This window comes from Streptomyces xanthochromogenes, from assembly GCF_014650455.1.
GTDB lineage: Bacteria > Actinomycetota > Actinomycetes > Streptomycetales > Streptomycetaceae > Streptomyces > Streptomyces xanthochromogenes.
The window spans coordinates 83,272-108,367 of the sequence record NZ_BMUZ01000014.1; the positions used below are offsets into that span (position 1 = coordinate 83,272).

At 66.8% G+C, this 25,096-nt stretch carries 26 protein-coding genes and 1 tRNA gene; 10 read left to right on the forward strand and 17 right to left on the reverse strand.

The genetic code is table 11. From position 1 onward, the window contains the following. Positions 1-77: 77 nt before the first annotated feature. Positions 78-746 (reverse strand): copper chaperone PCu(A)C domain-containing protein, encoded by a 669-nt coding sequence (locus tag IE267_RS31585; RefSeq protein WP_189765524.1) that lies wholly within the window; start codon positions 744-746, stop codon positions 78-80. A 635-nt stretch (positions 747-1,381) separates the two neighbouring features. Between IE267_RS31585 and IE267_RS31590 the strand changes: the two genes are divergently transcribed. The 7 genes from IE267_RS31590 to IE267_RS31620 all read left to right on the forward strand — a co-directional run bounded on the left by IE267_RS31590 (position 1,382) and on the right by IE267_RS31620 (position 8,038). Further along, on the forward strand, positions 1,382-1,864 hold the full coding sequence (locus IE267_RS31590; RefSeq protein WP_003953493.1) for a CarD family transcriptional regulator: 483 nt from the start codon (positions 1,382-1,384) through the stop codon (positions 1,862-1,864). A gap of 338 nt (positions 1,865-2,202) precedes the next feature. Continuing rightward, positions 2,203-2,940, forward strand: a complete 738-nt coding sequence (ispD, locus tag IE267_RS31595; RefSeq protein WP_189765525.1) for a 2-C-methyl-D-erythritol 4-phosphate cytidylyltransferase — start codon at positions 2,203-2,205, stop codon at positions 2,938-2,940. Further along, positions 2,930-3,448, forward strand: a complete 519-nt coding sequence (gene ispF / locus IE267_RS31600; RefSeq protein ID WP_189765526.1) for a 2-C-methyl-D-erythritol 2,4-cyclodiphosphate synthase — start codon at positions 2,930-2,932, stop codon at positions 3,446-3,448. Before ispD ends, ispF begins: the two co-directional genes overlap by 11 nt. A 64-nt stretch (positions 3,449-3,512) precedes the next feature. Further along, entirely contained in the window at positions 3,513-3,917 is a 405-nt protein-coding gene (locus IE267_RS31605) for a PPOX class F420-dependent oxidoreductase (protein ID WP_167158110.1), read from the forward strand. Positions 3,918-3,998: 81 nt separating this feature from the next. After that, the gene (gene cysS / locus IE267_RS31610) at positions 3,999-5,396 is read left to right on the forward strand and encodes a cysteine--tRNA ligase (RefSeq protein WP_189765527.1); all 1,398 of its coding nucleotides are present in this window, start codon (positions 3,999-4,001) and stop codon (positions 5,394-5,396) included. 110 nt (positions 5,397-5,506) lie between these two features. Beyond that, entirely contained in the window at positions 5,507-6,463 is a 957-nt protein-coding gene (gene rlmB / locus IE267_RS31615) for a 23S rRNA (guanosine(2251)-2'-O)-methyltransferase RlmB (RefSeq protein WP_167158106.1), read from the forward strand. 75 nt (positions 6,464-6,538) lie between these two features. After that, positions 6,539-8,038, forward strand: a complete 1,500-nt coding sequence (locus IE267_RS31620; RefSeq protein WP_189765528.1) for a DoxX family protein — start codon at positions 6,539-6,541, stop codon at positions 8,036-8,038. Between the two features lie 128 nt (positions 8,039-8,166). On the opposite strand, the gene IE267_RS31625 is transcribed toward IE267_RS31620, so the two are convergent. The 3 genes from IE267_RS31625 to IE267_RS31635 form a co-directional block, all read right to left on the reverse strand. Beyond that, positions 8,167-8,898, reverse strand: a complete 732-nt coding sequence (locus IE267_RS31625) for a nucleotidyltransferase family protein (protein WP_161252475.1) — start codon at positions 8,896-8,898, stop codon at positions 8,167-8,169. A 33-nt stretch (positions 8,899-8,931) separates the two neighbouring features. After that, positions 8,932-9,339 carry a hypothetical protein gene (locus IE267_RS31630; RefSeq protein WP_100577781.1) on the reverse strand — a complete coding sequence of 136 codons (408 nt, stop codon included), beginning with the start codon at positions 9,337-9,339 and terminating at the stop codon, positions 8,932-8,934. A gap of 210 nt (positions 9,340-9,549) precedes the next feature. After that, positions 9,550-10,686, reverse strand: a complete 1,137-nt coding sequence (locus IE267_RS31635) for an ABC transporter ATP-binding protein (protein WP_161252473.1) — start codon at positions 10,684-10,686, stop codon at positions 9,550-9,552. A gap of 371 nt (positions 10,687-11,057) precedes the next feature. Here IE267_RS31635 and IE267_RS31640 point away from each other — a divergent pair. After that, positions 11,058-11,134 (forward strand) — tRNA-Thr (locus IE267_RS31640). Between the two features lie 63 nt (positions 11,135-11,197). Here IE267_RS31640 and IE267_RS31645 read toward each other — a convergent pair. The 10 genes from IE267_RS31645 to IE267_RS31690 all read right to left on the reverse strand — a co-directional run bounded on the left by IE267_RS31645 (position 11,198) and on the right by IE267_RS31690 (position 18,228). Next, positions 11,198-12,376 (reverse strand): tyrosine-type recombinase/integrase, encoded by a 1,179-nt coding sequence (locus IE267_RS31645; protein ID WP_189765529.1) that lies wholly within the window; start codon positions 12,374-12,376, stop codon positions 11,198-11,200. Beyond that, on the reverse strand, positions 12,376-12,570 hold the full coding sequence (locus IE267_RS31650) for a helix-turn-helix domain-containing protein (RefSeq protein ID WP_189765530.1): 195 nt from the start codon (positions 12,568-12,570) through the stop codon (positions 12,376-12,378). Before IE267_RS31650 ends, IE267_RS31645 begins: the two co-directional genes overlap by 1 nt. Next, positions 12,567-13,997: a replication initiator protein RepSA gene (gene repSA / locus IE267_RS31655; protein ID WP_229861526.1), complete on the reverse strand. Its 1,431-nt coding sequence runs from the start codon at positions 13,995-13,997 to the stop codon at positions 12,567-12,569. The genes IE267_RS31650 and repSA overlap by 4 nt, the downstream gene beginning before the upstream one ends. Positions 13,998-14,085: 88 nt before the next feature. Further along, positions 14,086-14,409, reverse strand: a complete 324-nt coding sequence (locus tag IE267_RS31660) for a SpdD-like protein (protein ID WP_189765531.1) — start codon at positions 14,407-14,409, stop codon at positions 14,086-14,088. A 23-nt stretch (positions 14,410-14,432) separates the two neighbouring features. Continuing rightward, positions 14,433-14,588, reverse strand: coding sequence for a hypothetical protein (locus tag IE267_RS31665; RefSeq protein WP_189765532.1), 156 nt, complete (start codon positions 14,586-14,588; stop codon positions 14,433-14,435). A 9-nt stretch (positions 14,589-14,597) separates the two neighbouring features. Further along, complete coding sequence (locus IE267_RS31670; protein WP_189765533.1) at positions 14,598-14,789, reverse strand: mobile element transfer protein; 192 nt, start codon at positions 14,787-14,789, stop codon at positions 14,598-14,600. Positions 14,790-14,852: 63 nt separating this feature from the next. Beyond that, positions 14,853-15,500, reverse strand: a complete 648-nt coding sequence (locus IE267_RS31675; RefSeq protein WP_189765534.1) for a DUF2637 domain-containing protein — start codon at positions 15,498-15,500, stop codon at positions 14,853-14,855. A gap of 91 nt (positions 15,501-15,591) precedes the next feature. Continuing rightward, positions 15,592-16,950, reverse strand: coding sequence for an FtsK/SpoIIIE domain-containing protein (locus tag IE267_RS31680; RefSeq protein ID WP_189765535.1), 1,359 nt, complete (start codon positions 16,948-16,950; stop codon positions 15,592-15,594). A gap of 2 nt (positions 16,951-16,952) precedes the next feature. Further along, entirely contained in the window at positions 16,953-17,309 is a 357-nt protein-coding gene (locus IE267_RS31685; protein WP_189765536.1) for an SCO3933 family regulatory protein, read from the reverse strand. A 139-nt stretch (positions 17,310-17,448) separates the two neighbouring features. Beyond that, complete coding sequence (locus tag IE267_RS31690; RefSeq protein ID WP_189765537.1) at positions 17,449-18,228, reverse strand: GntR family transcriptional regulator; 780 nt, start codon at positions 18,226-18,228, stop codon at positions 17,449-17,451. An 18-nt stretch (positions 18,229-18,246) separates the two neighbouring features. Here IE267_RS31690 and IE267_RS31695 point away from each other — a divergent pair, with 18 nt between their 5' ends. Next, positions 18,247-18,714, forward strand: coding sequence for an NUDIX hydrolase (locus IE267_RS31695; protein ID WP_189765538.1), 468 nt, complete (start codon positions 18,247-18,249; stop codon positions 18,712-18,714). Positions 18,715-19,048: 334 nt separating this feature from the next. Here IE267_RS31695 and IE267_RS31700 read toward each other — a convergent pair whose 3' ends face one another. From IE267_RS31700 to IE267_RS31710, 3 genes are read right to left on the reverse strand one after another with little or no spacing between them, the layout of a single operon-like run. Then, complete coding sequence (locus IE267_RS31700; RefSeq protein WP_189765539.1) at positions 19,049-20,089, reverse strand: ComEC/Rec2 family competence protein; 1,041 nt, start codon at positions 20,087-20,089, stop codon at positions 19,049-19,051. Between the two features lie 23 nt (positions 20,090-20,112). Next, positions 20,113-20,868 (reverse strand): DNA-binding transcriptional response regulator, encoded by a 756-nt coding sequence (locus IE267_RS39830; RefSeq protein WP_229861527.1) that lies wholly within the window; start codon positions 20,866-20,868, stop codon positions 20,113-20,115. Next, on the reverse strand, positions 20,868-22,952 hold the full coding sequence (locus IE267_RS31710; RefSeq protein ID WP_189765541.1) for an ATP-binding protein: 2,085 nt from the start codon (positions 22,950-22,952) through the stop codon (positions 20,868-20,870). Before IE267_RS31710 ends, IE267_RS39830 begins: the two co-directional genes overlap by 1 nt. 222 nt (positions 22,953-23,174) lie before the next feature. Between IE267_RS31710 and IE267_RS40510 the strand changes: the two genes are divergently transcribed. After that, the gene (locus IE267_RS40510) at positions 23,175-24,500 is read left to right on the forward strand and encodes an N-6 DNA methylase (protein ID WP_373304616.1); all 1,326 of its coding nucleotides are present in this window, start codon (positions 23,175-23,177) and stop codon (positions 24,498-24,500) included. Positions 24,501-25,096: the final 596 nt, after the last annotated feature.

Consider the following 25,096-nt stretch of genomic DNA (forward strand, 5'->3'; position numbering starts at 1 on the left):
CAGCCGGACCAGGACATGAAGGAGGGCGGCCCCGGATCGAATCCGGGGCCGCCCTCCTTCTGGTGCCTACGGCAGGGTCAGTGACCGGTGCCGGTGCTGTGCGAGGGCGAGCCGGAGCCCGCGGGCTTGCCGCTGCTGCCCGCGTTCGGGTTCGCCGAGTTGGACGGGCTGCCCGAGGGGGCGCCGGGGGTGCCCTTGCCCGACGGCTCGCCGGAGGGGGTCTCCCTGGGCTTGGGGAGCTCGCTGGGGCCGACACCCTCGAAGTAGCTGGTGGCCGGGACCACGAAGGCTTCCAGGCTCACCGCGCCGGCCCGGCTGAACTGGAAGGTGACCTTCTGCGCGTCGCCGTTCTTGGCGGCTTCGCGGCCGTTGTCGACGACCGCGGAGGCGTTGTTCTTGCCGCCGATGACGACCGAGCCGTGGCCCGGAATGGTGATCGCGCCGGTGCCCTTGGCGGGGGAGAGCTTGACGGTGGCGGTGCCGACCTGGACGGAGTCCAGGGTCTGCGGGGCGGCGCCGTTGTTGAACAGCGTCGCCGCGACGACGGCCGGGCCCTCGGCGTCGGCCTTCGGCTGGGTGACGACCGTCGCGTTCTGGATCTTGATGTCGCCGACGGTGACATAGGCGTTGTCCGCCTTGACTCCGAGCGTCTGGGCATCGTTGCCCGCCGCACAGGCGGAGAGGGAAGCGAGCGAGAACGCGATGGCAGAAGCGGCGAGGGCGCCGCGTCGAAGGCTGCGGCTCACGGCGGCGGCAACTCCTTGGACGTACGAGACGGACTGCTTCGGACGGGCTACGGGTCAGCCGGCCGCATACCTAAGGGCCAGCTAAGGGTGTGTCAGCGGGCCTAGATTACCGAGCCGTCCCACGCGCCCCGCACCCGACCCGCCCCTACGGACGACGGGCCCGGAGAAGTCGGGTGGATCACCCGCGGATCTCGGGTGGGTCCTCCGCCGATCTCGCGCTTTCGTACGCCGTTCACATATCGGCGAGTGATCAATTCCCCGGCCGGCCACGCATTCCTTACCGAAAATCCACCGACCCGGTCCGACCCGGCCGTTCGTTGATCAATTCCGGAAAGAATCCCGCACGGCCGAACGGGTGAACGAGCGCCGAACGGAGTAGATGAAGTTCACCGCCCGGAACCCGGCAAACCGGGACGTTCGGCCTCTCGGGGGCCCTTCCGGGGGTGGGTAACGTACGCGTTTCGCGGCCCCTTCGCAGCCGCTCCGACCTGCGAATACCGCCTTCCGCAAGCCCTGCGCAGCACGTTCCTGTTGCTGTTGTCAAGCCCCGAGATATGCCCTGACCTGCGAAAACGCCATTCAGAAGAAGCAGTTTCCGTGTTACCCTGGATAGCCACGGAAGGGGTACCTGTCACATGACGTTCAAGGTTGGCGACACCGTGGTCTATCCCCATCACGGGGCCGCGCTGATCGAGGCCATCGAAACTCGCCAGATCAAAGGCGTGGACAAGACCTACTTGGTGCTCAAGGTCGCCCAGGGCGACTTGACTGTGCGCGTGCCCGCGGACAACGCGGAGTTCGTCGGCGTTCGCGATGTAGTTGGTCAGGACGGGCTGGACCGGGTCTTCGAGGTGCTGCGCGCGCCGTACGCGGAGGAGCCCACTAACTGGTCCCGTCGTTACAAGGCAAACCTCGAGAAGCTCGCCTCCGGCGATGTCATCAAGGTCGCCGAAGTGGTGCGTGACCTGTGGCGTCGTGAGCGCGAGCGCGGACTGTCCGCAGGTGAGAAGCGCATGCTCGCCAAGGCGCGCCAGATCCTGGTGAGCGAGCTGGCCCTCGCGGAGAACACCAACGAAGACAAGGCCGAGGCCCTTCTCGACGAGGTTCTCGCGTCCTGACGCCGTAGGGCCCGTCCGCCGGACAGGTCCTTGTTTCGGGGCCGCCGCCCCGAAATGCCCGGCTTTGCCGCGGTGCCCGCTGACCAGCAGCCAACATTGCTGTGTCGCCGGGCGCTGCGGCATGTTCGTATCCCCACGCCGTCAGCGCTCGCACTGTAGGGCCCGGTCGCCGTCGGCGCCCGCACCGTGTGTGCCGAGCCCGGACGGCCTGCCTGACCGGTGTCACGGAAGGGCCGGTCAGGGCGTCGCGCCCGGCACTCCCCCAAGCTCCAGAAACCAGGCTCCAGGAGCAGGGGGTACTCCCAGGCCACTACCCATGTCGTTTGAGGACACAAACCTTGTCTGAGGAATCGCGCTCTTTCCGCACCGCCGCGGTGATTCCGGCGGCCGGTCGCGGTGTGCGGCTCGGCCCGGGCGCCCCCAAGGCGCTCCGCGCGCTGAACGGCACCCCCATGCTCGTGCACGCCGTCCGGGCGATGGCCGCCTCCCGGTCCGTCTCCCTCGTGGTCGTGGTCGCGCCGCCGGACGGCGCGACCGAGGTCAAGAACCTCCTCGCCGAGCACGCCCTGCCGGACCGCACCGACCTCCTCGTGGTGCCGGGCGGCGAGAGCCGTCAGGAATCCGTGAAGCTAGGCCTGGACGCGCTGCCGCCCGGCTTCGACGTCGTGCTCGTCCACGACGCGGCCCGACCGCTGGTCCCCGTCGACACGGTCGACGCGGTCATCGAGGCGGTACGCGACGGCGCCCCCGCCGTGGTGCCCGCGCTCCCGCTTGCCGACACCGTCAAGCAGGTCGAGCCGCGCACCGACGGCTCGCCCGAGCCGGTCGTGGCCACCCCCGAGCGGAGCCGGCTGCGCGCGGTGCAGACCCCGCAGGGCTTCGACCACGCCACGCTCGTACGCGCCCACGAGAGCGTCACCGAGAACGTCACGGACGACGCCGGCATGATCGAGCAGCTGGGCCTGCCCGTCGTGGTGGTGCCGGGCCACGAAGAGGCGTTCAAGGTGACCCGCCCGCTCGACCTCGTACTGGCCGAGGCCGTACTCGCACGACGGAGGGCCAACGATGGCTTCTGAGACCCCTTCCGGCGCACCTGCTCCCGCCCCGGTGGTCCCGCTGGTCGGGATCGGCACCGACGTCCACGCCTTCGAGCGCGGCCGTGAGCTGTGGTGCGCGGGGCTGCTGTGGGAGGACCAGGAGTACGGCCTGGCCGGGCACTCCGACGGTGACGTCGCCGCCCACGCCGCCTGCGACGCGATCTTCTCGGCGGCCGGGGTCGGCGACCTCGGCGCCCACTTCGGCACCGACCGCCTCGAGTGGTCCGGCGCATCGGGCGTGAGCCTGCTGGCCGAGGCCGCCCGGATCGTGCGCGCCGAGGGCTACGCGATCGGCAACATCGCGGTGCAGGTCATCGGCGTACGCCCGAAGATCGGCAAGCGGCGCGACGAGGCGCAGAAGGCGCTGTCGGCCGCCGCCGGGGCGCCCGTGTCGGTGTCCGGCACCACGACGGACGGGCTCGGTCTGACCGGCCGGGCCGAGGGGCTCGCGGCGATCGCCACGGCGATGGTGTACCGGTTGCCGTAGAAACGCGGTGGTCTGGGGTAGGAGAAGAGGCGACGATTCCGACCTCCTCCGGAAGGACCCGCACGTGTCCGCTCAGCTCAGCGACGACCTCAAGGCACTCCTCGACACCCCCGTCTTCGTCAACATCGCCACCATCCAGCCCGACGGAAGCCCCCAGGTGTCCCCGGTCTGGGTGAAGCGCGACGGCGACGACGTACTGATCTCGACGACCGTGGACCGGCGCAAGGAGAAGAACCTGCGCCGCGATCCGCGCGTCACCGTCCTCGTCCAGCCCTTCGACGCCCCGTACACGTACGCCGAGATCCGGGGCACCGCCGAGCTCACCACCGAGGGCGGCCAGGAGCTGATCGACGAGCTCGCGATGAAGTACATGGGCAAGAAGTACCGGGAGTTCAACCCGGACTCGGTCAACGACGCCCCTCGGGTGGTCGTCCGGATCACCCCGCGCAAGATCGTCGGAAGCCTCTGAGACCCAACAGTCGCCAAATTGTGTGCCCCGGGGCCCGTAAAGGGTCGCGGGGCACTGGTATTGGGCCACTACCCTGGTGTGGTGACCATTCGCCTGTACGACACCAGCGCCCGGCAGATTCGCGACTTCGTCCCGCTCACGCAGGGCTGTGTCTCGATCTACCTCTGTGGCGCCACTGTCCAGGCGGCCCCGCACATCGGACACATCCGGTCGGGGCTCAACTTCGACATCATGCGCCGCTGGTTCGAGTACCGCGGCTACGACGTCACGTTCATCCGCAACGTCACGGACATCGACGACAAGATCATCAAGAAGTCGGCCGAGCAGGGACGCCCCTGGTGGTCGATCGGCTACGAGAACGAGCGCGCGTTCAACGACGGCTACACCGCGCTCGGCTGCCTCGCGCCCACCTACGAGCCGCGCGCGACCGGCCACATCACCGAGATGGTCGAGATGATGCGCGGTCTCATCGAGCGCGGCCACGCCTACGAGGCGGACGGCAGCGTCTACTTCGACGTGCGGTCCTTCCCCGAGTACCTGTCCCTGTCCAACCAGGACATCGACGACCTGCGCCAGCCCGACGAGGGCGTCGCCGGCAAGCGCGACCCGCGCGACTTCGCGATGTGGAAGGCCTCCAAGCCGGGCGAGCCCGACTGGGAGACCCCGTGGGGGCGCGGCCGGCCGGGCTGGCACCTGGAGTGCTCGGCGATGGCCCACAAGTACCTGGGCTCCGCGTTCGACATCCACGGCGGCGGCCTCGACCTGATCTTCCCGCACCACGAGAACGAGATCGCCCAGGCCAAGGCCTTCGGTGACGAGTTCGCCACGTACTGGGTGCACAACGCCTGGGTGACGATGTCCGGCGAGAAGATGTCGAAGTCGCTCGGGAACTCGGTGCTGGTCTCCGAGATGGTCAAGCAGTGGCGCCCGATCGTGCTCCGCTACTACCTGGGCACCCCGCACTACCGGTCGATGATCGAGTACAGCGAGGAGGCCCTGCGCGAGGCCGAGTCGGCGTTCGCGCGCATCGAGGGCTTCATCCAGCGGGTGGCGGAGAAGGCGGGGGGCGTCGTCGAGCCCGCCGCCCAGGTGCCGCTCGCGTTCGCCGAGGCCATGGACGACGACCTGGGCGTGCCCCAGGCCCTCGCGGTCGTCCACACCACGGTGCGCCAGGGCAACAGCGCGCTCGCCGCCGACGACAAGGAGGCCGCGACCGCGCGCCTCGCCGAGGTCCGCGCCATGCTGGGCGTCCTCGGCCTGGACCCGCTGGACGCGCACTGGGCCGGCGAGACCGACCGCGGTGAGGATCTGCACGGGGCCGTCGACACCCTGGTACGTCTGGTCCTGGAGCAGCGCGAAGCCGCCCGCTCCCGCAAGGACTGGGCGACCGCGGACGCGATCCGCGACCAGCTGACCCAGTCCGGCCTGGTGATCGAGGACAGCCCCAGCGGCCCCCGCTGGACGCTCGGTCCGCGCTGAGCGGCAGCCTGATGTGCCGCCCGCGCGATCGGGCGGCACACTTCATATACGTACGTACACGATCTGCATCCGCATGTGGATCGCGGATTCACTGAGGAAATAGGTAGGTCATGGCCGGGAACAGCCAGCGCAGGAACCGCCGCACGTCCAACAAGAAGGGCGCGACGGTCGGCAGCGGTGGCCAGCGGCGCCGGGGCCTGGAAGGCAAGGGCCCCACGCCCAAGGCCGAGGACCGCAAGAAGCACAAGAAGAACCGCATCGCGACCGCGAAGGCCAGGCAGGCCGCGACCCGCCGTCCCGCGCCGCGGCGCGGCGGGTCCAAGGGCACGTCCGAGATGGTCGTGGGCCGCAACCCCGTCTTCGAGGCGCTGCGCGACGGCGTCCCGGCCACCACGCTCTACGTCCAGCAGTACATCGACAACGACGAGCGGGTCCGTGAGGCCCTCCAGCTCGCCGGCGAGCGCGGCAACATCAACCTGATGGAGGCCCCGCGCGCCGAGCTCGACCGGATGACCAACGGGCTCAACCACCAGGGCCTCGTCCTCCAGGTCCCGCCGTACGAGTACGCGGAGCCGCAGGACCTCACAGCCGCCGCGTACGACAACGGCGAGGACCCGCTGATCGTCGCGCTCGACGGCGTGACCGACCCGCGCAACCTCGGCGCCATCGTCCGCTCCACCTCCGCCTTCGGCGGCCACGGCGTGGTCGTGCCCGAGCGGCGTGCGGCCGGCATGACGGCGGGCGCCTGGAAGTCGTCCGCGGGCACCGCGGCGCGTACGCCGGTCTCCCGCGTCACCAACCTGACGCGCGCCCTTGAGGCGTACAAGAAGGAAGGCCTCACGATCGTCGGTCTGGCGGCCGACGGCGAGCACACCGTCGAGGAGCTGGAGCAGATCGCGGGCCCCGTCGTCATCGTGATCGGCAGCGAGGGCAAGGGACTTGGCCGGCTCGTCGGCGAGACCTGCGACTACCGCGTGCGGATCTCGATGCCGGGCGGCGCCGAGTCCCTCAACGCCGGTGTGGCGGCGGGCATCGTGCTCTACGAGGCGGCCCGCCGACGCGCCTGATGTGGGTGATCTTGACGGGTCTCGGACAGATTCGGACCCGTCAAGCAGTGTCCTAAACACCCGTCACTCGGTTAGATGAGTGTGGACACCAGAACGCCCCGGCCCGGGTTCGACGACCAGCCTGCCCTGAGCATGGCCAAGGTGGACTGCGACCCCGCGCAGGTCATCGTCAACCACGCGAGTTTCAGGGTGCAGCTTGCCCCCAAGTCGCTGCCGAAGCCCGTCATTTCGAGCACCGCGGTGCGCCGCAGGGCGCCCGTGGTGTGGAGCGGCAAGTCGGCGCCGGGGGCGAGCGGACTGCTGCAGGCGGTCCGCGCCACCTCCGTCGGCGGCGGTGGCGCGAGCTACGACACCGGCGCGACGCAGACCATCCCACGCATCTCCGTCGACGACACGATGCCGACGCCGCTGGTCACCGGACCCGGCGCCGGGCCGGAGACCGCACTGCTCCCGCAGATGCGCACGCCGTACGGTCAACAGCCCTATGCCCAGGGCGAGTTCGAGGACTACGACGAGCTCGACGGCGGCACCGACGACGGCTCGCCCGCCAAGCGGCGCGGCGCCGACCCCGTCCGGCACGCCTACTACCCGGGCCGCCGGATGAACCTCGGCGTCGTGCTGCTCCCGCTGCGCGTCTTCCTCGGCTTCATCTCCGTGTACGCGGGCATGGGCAAGCTGTGCGACCCCGTCTACTTCGACGGCGGCGAGCGCGGTTCGATGGTCAAGTGGCTCAATTCGCTGCACCCTTGGGCACTCGCCGAGCCCCTGCGCGACTTCGCCCTCCAGCACCCCGTGGGCGCGGGCCTGACCGTCGCCTTCCTCCAAGTCGTCGTCGGCGTACTGACGATGCTCGGCCTGTGGCAGCGGGTGGCCGCCGTGTTCGGCGCGCTGCTCTCGGCGGCCCTGCTCGTGACGGTCAGTTGGCAGACCGTACGCGCCAACGACGCGCCCGACATCATCTACCTCGCCGCCTGGTCCCCGCTGATCATCGCGGGCGCCCCGGTGTACTCCCTGGACGCGCGCCTGGCCGGCGAGGCCTGGCGCAAGCTCGGCCCGCGCTCCGAACTCTGGGAACTGCGGCGGCGGGTGCTGCGCCGCGGCCTCGTGATGACGACCGTCGTCATCGGCCTCACCCTGACCACCGGTGCACTGCTCGGCGGCGCGGTCCGCTCCACCACCGTGGTGACCGTGCCGGGGCCCGACGACGACCCGACCAACTACCTGCCCGGCACCCCACTGCCGAGCGAGACCGGCCCGGCGCTCGCGCCGCGTACGACCCCCAGGGCGGTCAAGCCCTCGCCCAAGGCGAAGAGTTCGGCGAGCCCGTCCGCCAAGGCGTCCAAGAAGCCGAAGGCGCACCAGACGGCCACGGCGGGCACCACCGGGCAGCCCAGCCACTCGGCCGGCACCGGCGGCCACTCCCCCTCCCACCACCGGGGCACCACGCCCCAGGCCCCGGCGGCGCCCACCAGCGCGGGCCCGACGTCCTCGGGCGGTACGGGTTCCAGCGGTGGCGGCGGCACGACGGGCGGTGGCGGCGGCGCCCGCAACCCGATCGGCGGCCTTCTGGGCTGACGCCCCAACACACAGCAGGGGCCGGACACTTGAGGTGTCCGGCCCCTGCTGCGCGTGGTCCTGCCGGTAAGTGGCGCCAGCGGCAAGGAAGTTGCCGAGCCTCGCATGGAGACTGACGCAAACAGCCCTCAACTACCCTCGCGCGACAGCTCCTTGGCGGCTTCGGTGAGGTCCTTGACGGTGTCGATGGCGCGCCAGTACGCCCCCTGCGGCAGCGGGAAGCCGGCCAGGCGGCGTTCGCGGGCGAGGCGGGGGAAGGTGGTGCGCTCGTGGTCGCCTACGTCGGGCAGCATCGCGGTGAAGGCCGCTGAGAAGACGTACACGCCCGCGTTGATGAGATAGGGCGAGGGCGGGGACTCGATGAAGTCCGTGATGTGGCCGAAGGCGTCGGTCTCGACGGCGCCCCAGGGGATGCGGGGGCGGGCCAGGGCCAGGGTGGCGGTCGCGTCGCGCTCGCCGTGGAAGGAGGCCATCTCGCGGAGCGAGAAGCGCGTCCAGATGTCGCCGTTGGTGGCGTACCAGGGCTGGTCGACGTGCGGCAGCGAGGCCGCCGCGTACTTGAGGCCGCCGCCCCGGCCCAGCGGCTCGTCCTCGACGACCGTGGTGACGCGCAGCGGCAGATCGGCCTTCGCCAGCCAGTCCTTCAGGACGTCGGCGAGGTGGCCGCAGGAGACCACGGCGTCAGTGACGCCCTCGGCGGCCAGCCAGGCGAGCTGATGGCCGATGATCGGGACCCCGGTGCCCGGGATCTCGACCATCGGCTTGGGGCGGTCGTCCGTGTAGGGCCGGAGCCGTGAGCCCTGGCCGCCCGCCAGAACCACGGCCTGGGTCGGAAAAGTCGCAGTCGTGCTCGCAGTCATGCGGTGAACGATAGGCGTCCCCGCAGCGGGACGTCACCGCTCCTGGGCCACGCCGGAGGCGAAGGAGGTGTCGCAGACGGGGCGGGAGAACGACTGGGCCTTCACGGGGCCGTAGTGCTCCACTGCGGCCCTGCCGAGCGCGCGGGCGATGGACATGCAGTGCTGGGCGAGCGAGGGACGGTGCTCGACCTCGCGCTGGAGGTGGGTCAGCGCGGTGCCGGGGTCCTTCTCCTGGAGCTCGGTCAGGAGCGCGTCGCGCAGCACGTCCTGCGGGGCGCGGGACTTGGCGCGTACGGAGACGTTCTCGGAGGAGGCGGTCAGGATCTGCGATTCGTTTCCGGCCCAGTTGACCCGGGTGACCGCGAGCGTCCCGGAGAGGACGAGGACGACGGGCAGGACGAGGGCGAGAGTTCGGCCGATTCGGCGGGCTGTGTGCGTCACGGAGGCGAGCGTAGCGGGGAGTGATGATTTGGCGACATTTAGTCACTCTGTCGGGGGATGGTTCGACGTCGTTTTTCGAATGGCGTGTTGACGAACACGATTCGAAATGGCCGGTGTGCCGGGGTATTTGTCGACAACCGGCTGCGGCCCCGCACTCGCGTGCGGGGCCGCCACAACCGTAGACCCCCTGGTGGCGGCCGCCTCACGGTCTCAGTCTGTAAGGCGCTCGCCCGTAGAGGTGGAGAACACGTGGGTCTCACCCGGACGCGGGACGACGTGAAGCTGTGTGCCCTTGTCCGGCACCGCGCGGCCGTTGACGCGGACGACGAGGTCCTTGGTCTCGCCGCCGACCTCGGCGGAACCGTACACATAGCCGTCGGCGCCGAGTTCCTCGACTACGTTGACGGTGACGGCCAGACCGGCCGGCGCGTCCGCGGTCTCCTTGGTGAGGGCGGTCGCGGCGCCGCCGTTCTGCTCGACGATGTCGAAGTGCTCGGGGCGCACGCCGACGGTGACCGTACGGTCGCCGCGGTCGGCGGCCGCGGCCAGCGCCTCACGGCTGACCGGCACCACGCTGTTGCCGAACTTCACACCGCCGTCGGTGATCGGCACCTCGACCAGGTTCATGGCGGGCGAGCCGATGAACCCGGCGACGAAGAGGTTGGCCGGGCGGTCGTACATGTTGCGCGGCGAGTCGATCTGCTGGAGCAGGCCGTCCTTGAGGACCGCCACGCGGTCGCCCATCGTCATGGCCTCGACCTGGTCGTGCGTGACGTACACGGTGGTGATGCCGAGGCGGCGCTGCAGCGAGGCGATCTGCGTACGCGTCGAGACGCGGAGCTTGGCGTCGAGGTTGGAGAGCGGCTCGTCCATGAGGAAGACCTGCGGCTCACGCACGATGGCGCGGCCCATCGCGACGCGCTGGCGCTGACCGCCGGAGAGCGCCTTGGGCTTGCGGTCCAGGTACTCGGAGAGGTCGAGGATCTTGGCCGCCTCCTCCACCTTCTTCCGGATCTCCGCCTTGTTCACGCCGGCGATCTTCAGGGCGAAGCCCATGTTGTCGGCGACGGTCATGTGCGGGTACAGCGCGTAGTTCTGGAACACCATCGCGATGTCCCGGTCCTTGGGCGGCAGGTGCGTGACGTCACGCTCGCCGATGCGGATCGCTCCGCCGTTGACGTCCTCCAGGCCCGCGAGCATGCGCAGGGAGGTGGACTTTCCGCATCCGGAGGGACCGACGAGGACGAGGAACTCGCCGTCCTCGATCTCGATCTCGAGCCCGTCGACCGCGGGCTTCGTGGAGCCCGGGTAGATCCGGGTCGCCTTGTCGAACGTGACAGTGGCCATGACTGATGTGTCCCTTCACCGGCAGGAACGTGCCGGACGATCCGAGTAGAGGGAGAAGTGGTTTAGTCCACCTGGGTGGGCTGGGTCAGGACGCTACCTGGGGATGCCCCGCTTGTCAGCAGCCCGACGCCGACCAATTCCGGGGGGCCGGCCCCGACCACGCCGCCTTTGCCGCCCTGGCCAGCCCGGCCCCGCGGGCGCCTCCGCGCCGGTCCTGCTGAGGCCGACCGCCTTGGTCCCGCCCGGGCCGGTCGTGCCGGCTGCCTTGGTCCCGCCGGGTCCGGTCGACCGGGTCCTGTCGGGCACCCGCTGCCCGCCCGACCAAATTTCCTGGCCGCACTCGCACGCGCGTTGGTTACACTTCACGGGTTGCCTCCTTAGCTCAGCTGGCCAGAGCACCGCTCTTGTAAAGCGGGGGTCGTCGGTTCGAACCCGACAGGGGGCTCCAGGCAGGAGACGCGAAGGCCCCCAACCGAGCATGGTTGGGGGCCTTTGGCATCCACGCCTGACATCAACGCGGTTGATCACTCCCGGACGACGTGTCCCGCCCCGGGCGACGCCTGAGCAGCCGGTCCATGTGGCTGATGGCCTCGCGCTGGGTGTCCTGGACGACGTGCGTGTACACGTCCATGGTGAGGCTGATCTGGGAGTGGCCGAGGATCTCCATCACAACGCGGGGCGCGACTCCGGCCGCGGTGAGCAGGGTCGCGCACCCGTGCCGGGCGTCGTGCAGCCGGACGACGCGGAGGCCGGCGGCCGCGGAGACCCGCACGAAGGACCGGTGCACGTTGCGCGGCTCGACCGGGCGGCCGGTCCGGGTGGTGAAGACGTACCCGGTCTCCTGCCAGGCCGCACCAGCACTGGCGCGGGCGGCGGCCTGGCGCATGCGGTGCCAACGCAGGGGAGCGATGCATATGGCGGGGAGCGGAAGCGCCCGGCTGCGACGCCCTTTCGTCTCGTCGTTGTAGAGCAGGCCGCGTCGGCGCTGGAGCTGCTGCCGCACGGTCAACGTCCGCTGGTCCAGGTCGATGTCGGACCAGCGCAGGCCGACGAGTTCGCCCCGGCGCAGCCCCATGGCGATGGCGAGGACGAAGGCGGCGTAGAGCGGGTCGGGTCGGGCGGCGGAGAGGAAGGCCAGGGTCTCGTCGAGGGACCACGGGCTCAGCTCACGCGGCTTCGGGCGCGGTGGTTCGACGAGCTTGGCCACGTTGCGCGTGATCATTTCCTCCCGGCAGGCGGCGGAGAGAGCCGACCGCAGGACCCGATGCGATTCCTTCGCGGTGGCCGCGGTGGTCTTCTTCTCCAGCTGGAGGAGGAAGCGCCGCACGTCGGCTGTCCCGAGGGACTCCAGCCGCTTCCCGCCGATCATCGGGGAGAGGTAGAGCCGGACGTGCGCCTCGTACTTGTCGTACGTGCTGAGCTTGCGGCGCGGCTTCACGACGCTCTCCAGCCAGAAGGACAGCCACTCGGAGAGCTTGGCCGACCGGGTGGGCACCGGGGTGCCGCTCGCGACCTTGTCGAGGAATTCGCGGCGCTTGGCGTCGCACTCCTCCCAGGTCTTGCCGTACGCGAACTTACGGGCCCGGGTGCCGTCCGGCTGGAGGACGTAGACCGCGCACTGATAGCGGCCGTCCTTGCGCTTGGTGATCGTGCCCGCGCCATTGGGGTTGCGTTTGCGCTGGGTGGCCATCAGGCAGCCTCCTCGATCTGCCCGAGGATGAAGGCGCTGACGGAGTCGAGCGGGATGCGGCGCGACCCATCGATCTTGATCGAGACCAGGCGGTGCGAGCGGATGAGGTCGTAGACCTTGGAGCGCCCGAGCCTGAGCCTGGACATGACTTCGGTGACGGTCAGCAGCTCGGCGGTGGTGGTCGCGGTGGTCACGCTGCGGCTCCTTCCAGGGCGAGTTGGGCGGGCAGCTCCTCGCGGGCGGTCTCGCGGTTGAGCTGGAGCGTGCGGGCGATGGTCGCGGCGAGGGCCGACTCGCCGGGGGTGTGGCCGTGGCCCGCGTACTGCCAGTCGCGCAGGACGAGGACGGTGTCCGGCTCGCGGTCCTCCAGACCGAGAGCTTCCCGCTCTTGTGCGGCGCGGAAGTCGGCGCGGGCCTGGCGGAGTTCGCCGAGCGTCGTCGAGTAGCGGCGCGACTTCGAGGAGAAGTGGCCCCGGAACCCGAGCATGTGAGCCCACGCCCAGAGACGCCGCTCGGGGTAGAGCGGATCGAGGAGCTTGCAGGCTTCGATCAGGCGCCGGGCGTGCTCGGGGAGGTCGTGGCGGTCGAGCTCGGCCGGCTCGCCGATGCGGCGGTCCAACGTGCCGGTGTTCTCGGCGGCCTTGGTGGCGTACTTGGCGACGTAGGAGGCCACCGCCTGCTCCGTGATGTCCGACCCGTCGCCGAAGGCCTTGATGGGGCGTACGTCGAGCTGTGGGCCCCACTGGAAGGTGCGGGCCGGTTGGCCGTCGGCCGCCGGTACGGAGACGGACGTGTAGCCGTGTGCTGCGGCGGCGTGAATGGCGTCGGTGAGCAACGCGACCGTGGCCCAGGACGGCGGCGGCGTTCCGGGTCCGTCCGGGCCGTCGACGCGGATCACAGCGTGGAAGTGCACGGCACCGCGCTTCTGGAACTCCGCGACCTTGCCGTAGGAGACGCGGGCCGATTCCTTCAACTCGCGCTGCGTCACCCCGGCACGCGAGGCCAGCTCTCGGCGCAGTCGGGTCGTGAAGCGCATCCACAGGCCGCCCGCGTGGTTGTTGAAAAGCACCGCGGCCGCGTAGTCGTACGTCCTCGGGTCGAGGGCCGTGCCCAGCGCGGGGTCGTCCGTGGCATGGGCAATACCGCAGCAGCAGACTCCGCGGCCAGGGCGGTTGTGGACCGGTCCGAAGGACGGGGCGGTGAGGGTGGCGAAGACGCGCGGGTGATCCCGGACCGTGTCGGGAACGTCTCGGCGGTCGTCCCCGGTGAGCCCAGCGCGGATGAGTTGGTAGGTGTCGCCCGCGTACGTCCAGGCGCACGAAGGGCAGCGGGAGGCACGGCGGTTGCCGCAGGCAACGCGGAGCCGGCCGCCCGGTTCCGTGCTGGTGGAGTACGAGTGCAGCGTCTCTCCGGTCGTCCTGTCCTTGGTGAGAGTCCAGCCGGTGAGGTGTACGGGGTCGGAGCAGCCGCCGGTGCGGCGGACCTGGTCCTGCCAACGGTCGAAGTCGGGGGCGGAGGCCACTCTCAACAGGTCTCCGAGGGTGATCGGGTCGAGGGGCGGTGCAGTTACGGGCGACTCCCGTGTGCGGAGGCGTCGGTCGGGTGCGGTGGGGTGAGCCATGCTGGAGGTTCCTTCGGTTCTCGGATCGGAGGGCGTACGGCTCCCGGGCGGCGGATGCTTGGCGGTATCGAGGCCGCCCGGGGGCCGGTCAGCGGTGCTTCGTGGTGGTGCTCATCAGGGAGCGGACGACCAAGGCGCACACGGCGAGGCTGACGCCGGTGAGGGCGACCGCGAGCAGCATCGAGACCAGGACGGCGCCGAGCACCAGGACCACGGCCGTCCCGCCGCCGACGAGGGCGACGACGGCGCCGGGGGTGAGCTGGATGGCAGCCCGGGAGGGTGCGGGAGTCGGTACGACGGCCGGTACGGGGTGCTGGGCGGTGACGGCCGGTACGGTCCGTTCGACGGTGACGGTCGGCGGAATGACGAGGCCGGACGGCTGGGGCATGGTCGGGACCTTGGGACGGAACATGGTGAGTCCCCTTTCTCGGATGGCTACTTGATCGCGGTGTCGATGACGGGGGAGAGCAGGCTGTCGGCGAGGAGGTAGCCGCCGACGAGGAGTACGGCCACGAGCCACCGGGGCGGGCGGACGAGCTTGATGCCGAGGTAGCCGACGACGACCAGGGCGAGCCAGAGCGGGACGTTCACGTTGGGCTCCTAGCGGGCGGCGCAGCAGTGGGTGCGGGCGGCGAGCTGGGCCGCGCTGCGGCTGGAGTAGTCGGCGGACCATCCGCAGCGGTCGTTGGTGCATACGGCCGCGTGCTTGGTCCGGCCGCGGTGGTCGCGGTAGGTGCCGATCTGTACGGGGCCGATCCGCATCACGGAGTGGAAGTGGTCACGAGAGGCCATGTCGATCTGTCCTTTCGGGCGCGTCATCCCGGTGCTGGCAGCAGGAATGAACTTGCCTGTCGATCAAGCGAGTTGAGCGGCGATGACTTCGGCGAGCTGGGCCGGAACTCCGAGGCGGGCGCGCAAAGTGTCGGCGTCGAGTGCGGAGCCCGTACGCGCTCGGTGATCGTCGGCGAGCTTGCGGGCGTGGTCGACGAGGGCGGTCGGGACGGGCGGGGTGGTGGGCAGGTCAGGCGGGTCTATTCGTACGGGTTGATCGACGGGCTGCGGATCGGGGGCGGGCTCCGGGGCGTGGGGCTCGGCGACCGAGTCCACCGACGGGTTCGAGAGCGGCGCCTCGGGCATCGCCTCGCTCGCGGTGTGGGCGAGGAGGGTGCCGCCGAGGAAGGCGAGTGCGGGCCACCCGGCGATACCGAACCTCAGCCAGACAGGCGGGTGTTGGAGGTCGAGGAGCCCGGCGGTCGCGACGTTGGCGCCGAGCGAGGCGGACAGGGCGATCAGAAACCAGGACCAGGCGAGCCGAGAGGGCCCCGCGCTGCGCAGGCGCCGCCAGGAGGCGACCAGAAGCAGGTCGACGCTGACCGGATAGGCCCAGGCCTTCCAGCCTCCCTGCCCGGCGGCGAGGGCCAGGTCATGGAGGTGAGCGAAGGAGAGTGCTCCGGCGATCACGGCTTGCACGAGAACGGCGTCCAGGCGGATCGAGCGGTTCATGGAGCTCCACCATTTCGGCGATTCGGCTTTTGGCATGGAGGGGGTAGGGACCTGGCGCGATGGGTCGCACCGACTGGAAGGGAGGAGAGCGTCAGGCCGTGGCGGGGCGAGCCTTGAGCGGCACGAGGGCCTTGGAGGGCGCAGCGACGACAGGCCGGAAGGCGGCGAGTGCCGGCAGATCGGGAGTGCGGTCGGCGTAGGCGTTGCAGCGGTTCACGGCGTCGCGCAGCGAGGTGTGCGGGGCGCGGATGCGGGCCCAGCCACCGGTCGAGTCGCCGGCGACGGCGACGCCCGGGGTATCGGGAGAGATCTGAATGGCGGCGAGGACGGCGTCCGGCGAGATGTCGCCGAAGGCCATGTTGGCGCTGGTCTCGTCGTTGACGCGGTGGGCGGTGCGGCCGGTGAGCTGAGCGCGGAGCATTGTGATGCCCTTGCCCAGTTCGGAGCCGAAGCGCTGACCGCAGATCTCCAGATAAATGCCTGCGGCGCGGCCGAGTTGGGCGAGCCGAACGAGGTCGGTGATGATGCGATCGCGGCGCTTCTCCTCGTCCTTGTTTGCGAAGAGAGCGAGTTCTGCGACCTCGTCGACCAGGACGACGACCGGGACGGGGCGGAGGTCGGCAGGCAGGTCCCAGATGTCGGCGGCGATCTCCGCGTCCGGTACGGCGACGCTGATGCGCTGCTGAGCACGGATGAGCCGATAGACGTCCGCCATGTGCGAGACGAGCGCGTCCAAGAGGGCGAGCGCGGTCTCTTGGTCGTCCGCGAGGGCGGAGAAGCGGCGGGCCAGAGGGAAGAGTTCGACGCCCTGTTTGCAATCGATCCCGACCAGGGCGACGTCGAGCGGGGCCAGTCCGCAGACGAGGCTGCGCAGGTACACGGACTTGCCGGATTCGGTGGCTCCCAGCGTGAGCCCGTGGGGCACGGCCCGGAAGTCTCGGTAATGCACGGCCCCGTCCTCGCGCAGGGCCACGGGAATGCGCATCGGAGCAGCGTCACTGGCCTTCGCAGCGGGCATCCGAACCTGCCTGAGCACGTCGTAGGCCGTCATGCGTAACTCCACGACCCCTGAACGAAGTTCGCGAGAGCTGACGCCGTACATCCCGAAGGAATGGCGCAACCTGTCTGTCGCGGCGGAGAAGTCGAAGGCGTCCTGACCGGGGCGGAGCTTGAGCCGCAGGACCAGGCCCGTGCGCGTCGGCCGTATCCGCAGGATGCGGGGTGAGCGGGACTCGGGCACGGAGCGGCCGGCCATCCGGGCTAGGGCGAGCCGCCAGCGCGCGGGTGGCACGGTGAGCCCGCAGGCTTCCATGACCGCGGCGTACCGGACCAGAAGCCGCAGCGAGGCGAGCGGAGCGCCTAAGCAGACCCAGTACCAGGCAGGACGCCGCCTCCGCAGGATCACTGCGAAGGCGACGACCAGCGTCAGCACGACCATGAAGGTGGTCATGGTCAAGCTGCCTTGTGCTGCGTGGCACCGACCCCGAGGGAGGTGAGGGCGACCGCGCGGTAGGCGATGCCGTGGCGCTTCTGGCCGTTGAACTCGTTCTCCCACGGCCGCGCGATGAGCCCGGTCAGCGCGACCGGGGTCCCCATGGCCAAGTCGTCGGAGAGACCGGGCTTGGGGATGGTGACGGACAGGATCTCAACCTCGTCGTTGGCCGCGAACATCACGTCCACGGTCATCAGAGCGGCCCCGGTCTCGGCGTCCACGGCGAGCTCGCCGGTGCGGCGGTCCTTGATCTTGGGCTGCGGCGCTTTGGCGACCATGACGGTAGCGGCGGAAGTATCCACGGGGATCTGACGCACAGTTGATCACTCCTCTATAGGTGCTGAGCTCCACCACTCATGTACATGAGTGACATGAAGAAGAGTGCAGCACTCCTATATATGAGTCAACCCGCCGAGATGAAGAAGTCGCGGCGGGTTGTGGGGAGTTGAGCGCGCGTCAGTCGGCTGCGGGGATCCGGTAGCTGAAGACGAACTGGTCAGCGGCCATGAGGGTGTCGCAGACCTCGACCACGCGACCGGCGGTCGTCACGGCCTCGCGCACGAGGTGAACCACCGGAGCGCCGGGGCTCAGCGCCAGCTCGGACGTCTCGGCCTTGGACGCCGGGCGGGCTTGGAGCGTCTCGACGAACTCAGCGAACTCGTGTCCGTGGTCTTCGAGTCGGGCGTAGATGCCGCCCCCGCCGGGGTTCTCGGCGAAGAGCTCGGGGATGTCCTTCACCACGTCCCAGGGGAGGTAAGAGGTCGCCGTCTCGACGGGCGTGCCGTTGCGGAAGTAGAGCCGCCGTCGAGCGAGGACCTGGGTGCCGGCCTCGACGTCCAGGCGCTCGGCGATGTCCTCACTGGCTTCCATCGGGCCGATGTAGAGCACGCTCACCTTCGCGGTCGCTCCCGACTGGGCCGACTCGGCCAGGTACGCGGCCTTGCCGCCTTGCCGATGCGATCGCCGAAAGCGGTCGGAGGAGCGGTGCCGTACGGGCGGCCGGTCCTTCACGATGGAACCCTTGCCGTGCCGGGTCTCCACGAGCCCACTGGCCCGGACCTCGGCCATGGCCTTGCGCACGGTCCCGCCGGCCACGCCGTAGCGCTCCGCGAGTTCGGACTCGCTCGGCACCAGTTCGCCGGGCTTGAGAACGCCGGCCCGGATCTGCTGAACGATTTCGTCGGCGATCTGCACGTACCGGGGTACGGCCTTCCCACCTCCTACTGCTGTTCCCATAGTCCTTCTCATCCTCCTATGCTCCTGTACATGAGTAACAGCGCGCAGGAAGGCCAGTCAACGCCGCTCCACTCCGTGTCCGTGGCCGGGGTGGTAGTCCGCGACGACGGCCGTCTCCTGGCCATCCGGCGCGCGGACAACGGCACTTGGGAGCTCCCCGGCGGCGTGCTCGAACTCGACGAGACTCCAGAGGTGGGGGTCCGCCGCGAAGTTCTGGAGGAGACGGGCATCGAGGTCGAGGTCGACGAGCTGACCGGGGTCTACAAGAACACGACCCGAGGCATCGTGGCCCTGGTCTTCCGCTGCAAGCCCGCGGGCGGTGTCGAGCGCACGTCGAGCGAATCAACGGCCGTCGCCTGGCTCACGCCGGAAGAGGTCACGGAGTGGATGTCCGAGGTCTACGCGATCCGTCTCCTGGACGCGCTGGACGGCGCGGGGCCGCATGTCCGAAGCCACGACGGCAAGCGCCTGACGCCTGCGCGATAGAACTTTCCCTACTTCATCAAGGCCCGCGCACGGCGCGGGAGCGCGCCGCCTCTGCGGCGCGGCCTGCCTCCTGTCTGCGCCCCGGCTGGCCGCGCCCGGCGGCGCGCTAGCGAGCTGCGGGCATGAAGTGGGAGATACCCTCTGTGGCTGGGGCGGTCGGCTCCGCGGCTTTAGGCAGCCACTTTGGGGCGAGCCTCTAAGATCATGGCCCCAACGTCGTGCTTTAACGGGCAGGTCCACAGACTGCCCGACTCGCCGGAAGCTTACGGGGCCATGATCACTCGCCCCAAAGCAGCTCCAGCCCAAAGCCGCTCCGCCGACCTAGCATGCGGCGCTACTCCTTCTCTGTCTGCAACACCCCATGATCCACACCGATTTCCCATGTGCGACACATCGGCGATTCCAGCGAATCGACAGTCGCGCTATGCCGACTCACCCCCGGTGACCACGAAATACCCCTGCTGGTCGCAGTGATGCTCAACGATCCCGCACAAGCCAATTTAGAGTAAGTCCCCTGCTCGTTGCTGATCGATGAAGGAAGCGCAGATGCGTGACACGTTCGACTGACTTGCGTGCAGGCTATCCGCACCTTAGATCCCAGCGCGTCACGAATTCCATCTATGATCTCTTTACGCGGGTTCAGAAAGCTTGATCGCCCATGGGAAAAAATAACGAGTTCCGGCTGGACTGCCCTCGCCAACTCTCTCGCGAATTCTCTATTATCGGCAGCACCCGACCGGCCGCCATGATGCGGGAACACCAGAACTGGAGCCGCCATATCGACCCCGACCCGTTGCATTTCAGCGAAGCCTTTGGCATCAAGATCACCGGGCAACAGGACCGCTGGGCTACCATCCAATTCAATCCGAACTACCGCTGACATGCCATTGGAGGTAATAGACCCGAGAGGATGCTTACCATTTGTCGGGCCAACACCGGCCCACAAAATTCCCGGATGCAGGATACGTACACCTATTCTCGCACAGTTAAGGGCGCCATTCGCGCCCACATTGAGGTTGGTGCAAACATTGATCAACCCTCTTTGGTGACGATCCGCCGCCACGGTGAGAAGGTCAATGAAAGCTTCGGACAGCTTTGTAGAATCTGGATTTGCCCATAACGCCTTGACGGTAACTTCGTCATGCGCCATGAGGGCTGCGGCACCTTTAATGTGGTCGTTATCCGCGTGAGAAAGAATGAGATGGTCGACGGTGCTCGCGCCTACGCGATCCATTGCTTCCAAAAGTGGCACAACAGCCGGCACATCCACAACGACTCCGCTTGGCCCGTCATAGATAAACGAACAGTTGCCATGCCCGACGTTTAGGATCTGCGCAGAGAGCTGGATAGAAGTACGTTGGTTCGGGAGCTCCACTTTAGTAGTCAAAGCCTTCCCCTTCAAAGCGTCGGCAGCCAGCTGCGTGGAATATCAGGAGCCATTTCGAAATTTTCGAAGAAGAGCTCCTCTGAAGACCTCGCGTGAATATTCACTCGTGCCATAAACCGTTTCCCAGGCAGTTCATCCACTGTCATTCCCACACATGAAGTGATCATGTCTGCCGGAAGAATTACGGCATCGACAGGATCCCAAGCCACGACGATTACTTCGACAATCGGCTCGGCCCCGATACGGTCTACCCGAAGCACACGTACAACCGTGCGATACCCAACCCTCTCCGGAGCCGGTCCAATCAGCTGCTCACGATGAGCTCGTGCCAGGGCTGACTCAATTTCTGCCGGCTCAAAGCGCTTTCGCAACATGCATGGGATGCTGGAACGGTAGCGCCGAATGCTGGTCTGTTCGTCAAGGTCTGCATACCCTGTGATTAGGACCGCCGGAACTCTGCGCCTGTTGCTTGCAGCGACAACTTGAGCTCCCGTAAACGGGGCTGTAGCCGAATGACTCAATCTATGGTCGCAAACAAGCCCGTCGGCCCTCGCGGCAACGTTATCCAGGAGCTCTTGAAGAGTTGGAAACGTTGGATCGATAGCGACGGGTACGAATTCTGCATCTTCCAGCAGGATAGAAGTACGCCTCATATCATCAAGCGAGTCATCTACCACTGCGATCTTGGAACCGGGCCTCAAGGTGTCAAGAACGCTCTGCACTTTTACCTCAACTTCGCGGGGCACATCAAAAAATTCGAATGACACTACAAGGCAATCCGCGGAAATGAGACGTAAAACTCGGCACCGCCCAGCTCACCATTCTCGACTGCCCAGATCTTCCCCTTGAGGTCGAGCACGATGTCTCGAACGATGGTGAGCCCCATACCAGTACCCTCATTCCTGGTGGATTTACCGGGCTTCCATACATCATCCTTATCTATTCCAATAATTCCAGGACCGGAGTCCAAGACCCCCAGAGTCACTTCTTCCCGGTTAATTTCGGTCCGAACAACTATTTCTCGAGTGCTCGATTGGTTCGTAGGGCTCGTGAAAACGGCTACGGAATTCGCCAGAAAGTTTGCCAGAATCGCCTCAACTGAAGCGATCGTTGAACGAACAACTGCAGAAGGGTCTTGGACCAGATCCGTCGACACGGAAACCCGCGCGTCAGCGAAGTACGGCTCGAAACTCTCCGTTATCTCACGGACGACCGCGTTGATGTCAACGTCTCGCCACTTCCGTTTACGCTGCTTCAACAGCTCCAATGGCAATTCGGCGAAGGTGTGCAGGGACGCTGCTGACCTACGAATGAGGTCCACTGGATCACCAAGCACTGAAGTGAAGCGTTCATTGCCCAGCTCTCGTTCACCGCGGCGAGCAATGGACCCAACCATTTGCTCGATGGTGTCAACTGGGCGAAGCGTCTCGTGCGCAAAAACTGCGGTGGTGGTTCCAACCGTGCTGAGAGTGCGGTACAACATGAGATCGCTCTCTACGACCTCCAGCCTCTCAGCCATGGCCGCCCTATCCTCACGCACAGCCTGCTGGACCATAGGACGGACGCTCTCCGGCACGAGCCGCAGGGCCGCATCAACCTTGTCCCGAGTTTCTTTTACCTTTTCTCGAGTTTTCTGCTTTTCTTCGATCTTGCGCTTGTCTCGACGCTCAAGCCGTACATCAGCGGCCCATTCGAGCGCAGCGCGGGCAAACTCCTTTAGCTCAACGAAGGCAGAATTTTCTACGAAACCACTGCGATCGGTCTTGGGAACCAACTGACCGTTGTCCGCCACCACCATGATGCGACCGACAGAGTTATTAGTTCCAGGCCGCTCCTCCGGGTTTCGCTTCTGCAGGACGTTCATGTCCAGCCAGTCGTAACCGCGGTCCCCATAGGGATGAACCCGCAATCCCCGCTGATAGAAGTGGACCCCACCGACCTCATCGAGCCAGGTCACATAGGCCTTCCTGAGGCCCGGAGTCAATTGCACGTCAAAAGACGGACGAGTTCGATTGAACATCCAGATCTCAAGCTCTGCGGCGGGTGCCATATATCCAGAATGATTCCCCATCGCGGAGCTTGACGCGACAGCAAAATGATCTCCGGACGCAAGTATGGTTCCGGCGCCGTCCAACAAATATGCTGCTGCTTGACCATCCTCATCAAGAGTCGCCCGCAGCATATAGTGGGCACCTTCGAAGAAGCCCGAATCCACAACTTTCTGCAGCTCAGCAAAGTCTGGCGCATCGAGAGTAATGGCGAAATCCTCACCCTTATCGGGGAAAGGGCCAGTCAGCATGACCAGGGACCGAGCCAAGCGCCTCACGTCAGAATCTGCAAGCGGGGCTCGAAGATTCCTTATTTCAATAGTCGTGCCGGGCTTCTCCGAAGTTTCCCTGGACGCTACTTCAAGGTCGACATCCTCGATGGCGGCAGCCTGATCGTACCGAGCCCAGTCGATCTGTACGACATACTCGACTCCGGGTTCCGCTTTGGGCCGCGTACGAACTACTGCCTCCCGCCCAAGCCTCAAAGCTGCAAGCCGGCCAAGCCCTTTCTCGCCGACCTTTCGTCGACCGCGGGGCGTAACCGAATCTTCCACTTTTCCGGAACGACCGAGAATCAGAAAACCGTTTCTGATGTCTTCAGCGGTCATTCCCTCGCCAACGTCGGTCACAACAATGGTTCCACCGAGTTCACCGACATCCTGCAATTTTACTTCGCAGCTGATTGCATCAGCGTCGTAGGAGTTTCGCGCCAACTCTACGATTCCCAAGTCCGGATGGGGGATGAGCTCCTCGCCAAGGCGCGCTAGCATCTCTGGCGCGAAGCGCAGGCGTTCTGTACCCATGTGTCCCATATCTCCCGCGTCTTAGGCCGTCTCGCACCCAACAGCACAGTCAACATGCCCCGTTGAGACGGCATCGGCAGATCACCCCTAGCAACCAGCGTAGTGCTGCGTGTAGATCCGTGCACTACGTTGGAGGCGATCTCTGACTCAAAGCACGTCCTCATGGCCGATAGTGGCGCAGCGTCAGGACCATGGACTAGATCAACAGGGAGTAGGGCCGGGATGACTGGGGCGCACGGCTACAGCGAGTACACCACTCGCCTGCAGGCACTGACCACTGACGTCGCCTCAGGCCGACCGGTCCAACACGATCACCTCTTGGCCAGCGTGGACGGCGAGGCGTCGGAGCAGCTCCGCCAGCTAGTGCCACTCGACTATCGCCGGCGGGTCGGTGCTTTTTTCACCCCAGCACCGCTCAAGCAGCGCGTAAGCGAGATGTTGAAGTCCGGAGCGCGATCGGACCGGTACCTGGATCCGGCGTGTGGTTCCGGTGACCTGCTATTGGCGGCATCACATGCATTGCCGATTCAAGAATCGCTTGAAGAGACGCTCGAAGACTGGACTGATCGCCTACACGGATGGGATATAAATAGCGAGTTCGTTGAAGCGGCCCGACTTAGATTGCTCATTGCCGCCCTATTGCGTCACGGATATGAGAATCAGAGTGGATGGCCCATTTCTAATGCATCCGCCTACTTTACCAACATTTCCATTAGGGACGGTCTCGAGGCGCTTAGAGACCAAGGCGCATTCGTGGGTCACATCGTACTGAATCCACCCTTCAGCGTGATTTCCTCGCCTTTGAGTCGCGCATGGACAACCCGCCCGACCTCGGCTGCGGCACTATTCACCTACCAAGCAGCTCATCACTTGGCGGACGGAAGCCGTCTGACAGCCATCCTCCCGGACGTCTTGAGGAGCGGCAGTCGTTACTCCACCTGGCGGACCCAGGTGAACAAGATTTTGAGTCGCAGTTCGTTGGATACATATGGGCAATTTGATGAACATGCTGATGTTGATGTTTTTCTACTAGACGCCCAAGTTTCTCGCCGAGAACGATTGGAAGACTCAGGCGAGTGGTGGAAAACCGTTGGTTCTGTCGCAGCGGGCTCACGGTCGGTAAATGACTTTTTCTCCGTACGAGTTGGCACTGTTGTCGATAATCGTGATCCTCTTGATGGGCCTGAGTTTCCGTTTGCCCGAGCGCGTGATCTACCACCGTCTGGTGAAATTTCTACCCCTACGCGCCGCCGAAATTTCTCTCGCCGAGTATTCGAACCTCCCTTCGTTTTGGTGCGAAGGACGTCCCGACCCTCAACAGCGCAACAACAATCTCGACTCTCGGGCGTGCTGGTTACAGGAGAAGCGCCGGTGGCAGTGGACAACCATCTAATCGTCGCCTCACCCAGGGACGGATCCGTCAAATCCTGCCGGGCTCTACTCAAGGTCCTTTCAAGCAAATCAACAAGTGAATGGCTAGACAACAGGATCAGATGTCGCCATCTCACAGTTGGGGCTGTGCGCGAGATCCCCTGGCCAAACACCTAGGGCATGCCGTCCCGCCCATGGACCAGGGGGGACCGCTTATCCTCGATTGCCCGTTTTCGGCTCCCTGGCCAGGCAGAACATGCTTGATCGAGACGGCCTCCAGAGCCGTGTGCTACTCAGTCGGCAAGCCAGGAGACAGCACAGAAGAAGAGGCGGCGTGCTCCGCGCAGACAGCCCACCAGCTCTCGCCGCCAGTGTCCACGACGCAAGCGCTCCACAGCGCAGGAGCGGGGCATGGTGCAGCCCAGGAACACTCACCCCGCGCCGATGCCGTGTCCACGTGGTGGCGGTCTTCCGCCCACGGGCCCAACCACTGAAGTTCCATGCCCCATAGTGAAGCCAACGTTCAACCAGCATCGCTACACATGTGCCAGAACTCAGCGGCTGAAGCCATCCGTGCATGAGTGTCTAACTGCGTGACAACGCCGACGAACAGCGGCGGACGAGCGCGAACGTCTGCGGACCGTCAGCGCAGGTGAGAGGCATGGCAGCCCAAGGTGCCACCCACACCCAAGTTGCTTCGGGACGAAAAGGTCCACTGCTCAATCGCCTCCGGCTGTACCCAGCGACGTGAAGAGGCCCGGATTCGAGATCCG

Bases quoted from the DNA above. Each gene is read 5' to 3' on its own strand.
- ispF (WP_189765526.1), top strand. From the start codon at position 2,930: ATGGCTTCTGAGACCCCTTCCGGCGCACCTGCTCCCGCCCCGGTGGTC.
- IE267_RS31695 (WP_189765538.1), top strand. From the start codon at position 18,247: ATGCTCCTGTACATGAGTAACAGCGCGCAGGAAGGCCAGTCAACGCCG.
- rlmB (WP_167158106.1), top strand. From the start codon at position 5,507: ATGGCCGGGAACAGCCAGCGCAGGAACCGCCGCACGTCCAACAAGAAG.
- IE267_RS40510 (WP_373304616.1), top strand. From the start codon at position 23,175: ATGACTGGGGCGCACGGCTACAGCGAGTACACCACTCGCCTGCAGGCA.
- IE267_RS31675 (WP_189765534.1), bottom strand. From the start codon at position 15,500: ATGAACCGCTCGATCCGCCTGGACGCCGTTCTCGTGCAAGCCGTGATC.
- IE267_RS31635 (WP_161252473.1), bottom strand. From the start codon at position 10,686: ATGGCCACTGTCACGTTCGACAAGGCGACCCGGATCTACCCGGGCTCC.
- IE267_RS31690 (WP_189765537.1), bottom strand. From the start codon at position 18,228: ATGGGAACAGCAGTAGGAGGTGGGAAGGCCGTACCCCGGTACGTGCAG.
- repSA (WP_229861526.1), bottom strand. From the start codon at position 13,997: ATGGCTCACCCCACCGCACCCGACCGACGCCTCCGCACACGGGAGTCG.
- IE267_RS31590 (WP_003953493.1), top strand. From the start codon at position 1,382: ATGACGTTCAAGGTTGGCGACACCGTGGTCTATCCCCATCACGGGGCC.
- IE267_RS31670 (WP_189765533.1), bottom strand. From the start codon at position 14,789: ATGGCCTCTCGTGACCACTTCCACTCCGTGATGCGGATCGGCCCCGTA.
- IE267_RS31680 (WP_189765535.1), bottom strand. From the start codon at position 16,950: ATGACCACCTTCATGGTCGTGCTGACGCTGGTCGTCGCCTTCGCAGTG.
- IE267_RS31660 (WP_189765531.1), bottom strand. From the start codon at position 14,409: ATGTTCCGTCCCAAGGTCCCGACCATGCCCCAGCCGTCCGGCCTCGTC.
- IE267_RS31710 (WP_189765541.1), bottom strand. From the start codon at position 22,952: ATGGGTACAGAACGCCTGCGCTTCGCGCCAGAGATGCTAGCGCGCCTT.
- IE267_RS31645 (WP_189765529.1), bottom strand. From the start codon at position 12,376: ATGGCCACCCAGCGCAAACGCAACCCCAATGGCGCGGGCACGATCACC.
- IE267_RS31620 (WP_189765528.1), top strand. From the start codon at position 6,539: ATGAGTGTGGACACCAGAACGCCCCGGCCCGGGTTCGACGACCAGCCT.
- IE267_RS31625 (WP_161252475.1), bottom strand. From the start codon at position 8,898: ATGACTGCGAGCACGACTGCGACTTTTCCGACCCAGGCCGTGGTTCTG.